Source organism: Oleiphilus sp. HI0066, assembly GCF_001635725.1.
On sequence record NZ_LWFH01001486.1, the window covers coordinates 1 to 921 of the forward strand.

Here is a 921-nt window from a genome sequence, read left to right on the forward strand (position 1 = left end):
ATCGATAGTTTCTCGGCGCTCAATTTTCTGGCGGGGCCGGAGTTAGTGATAGTGAGAGCATGCTTTTGACCTCCCACACTTTGAATAATTACATTTCTAAAGTAAGTTCCTGCCGGCGTACCAACCGTTTCACCAACGGGTGGCGGTCGGCTTCCTGTATTCCACTGAATACTTCGATCTGACAAGAGCGCAAAATCACTCGACAAGGTATAAGTCGTCGTATCAATACCAACAGTGCCTTGGCCATACGTACCCCAAACACTAGTCAACAATCCTGATGTCGAGCTATACGCCGTGCCTTCAATAGCTAAGGCCGATTGCCCAACAGATAATAAAAAAACACCTATTCCTCTCTTCAAAACGACTCTCTGAACATATGTAAGGTCTGGGTTAGAAAGTAGTCGTTTTTTTAAAGGCACAAAAAAACCGGCGCTCTTTCAAGGGCCGGTTTTTTGAGATCAGCTATCTATTAAAGGGCAGCTTCCAATTCTGGAACCGCATCAAATAGATCAGCAACAAGACCGTAGTCAGCAACCTGGAAGATAGGCGCTTCTTCGTCTTTGTTGATCGCAACAATTACTTTAGAACCAGACATACCAGCCAAGTGTTGGATCGCACCTGAAATACCTACAGCGATGTATAGGTTAGGGGCAACGATCTTACCTGTTTGACCAACCTGCATGTCGTTAGGTACGAAGCCAGCGTCAACAGCTGCACGCGATGCACCCATTGCTGCGCCAAGCTTGTCAGCAACTTTCTCAAGCATTGCGAAGTTGTCGCCATTCTGCATACCACGACCACCAGAGATTACGATCTCTGCAGCAGTAAGTTCTGGACGATCAGACTCAGCCATTTCTTGACCTACGAAAGTAGAAATGCCAGCGTCTTGTACGTTGTCAATCGCTTCAACAGCAGCTGAAC

The 921-nt window shown here is 46.7% G+C and carries 2 protein-coding genes; both read right to left on the minus strand.

Annotated elements, in window-relative coordinates:
- The coding region (locus tag A3738_RS23025; RefSeq protein ID WP_156504437.1) for a hypothetical protein at window positions 1-359 on the minus strand (359 nt) is incomplete at its 3' end.
- A gap of 110 nt (window positions 360-469) precedes the next feature.
- On the minus strand, window positions 470-921 hold a 452-nt coding region (locus tag A3738_RS23030; RefSeq protein ID WP_197473974.1), incomplete at its 5' end, for an electron transfer flavoprotein subunit alpha/FixB family protein.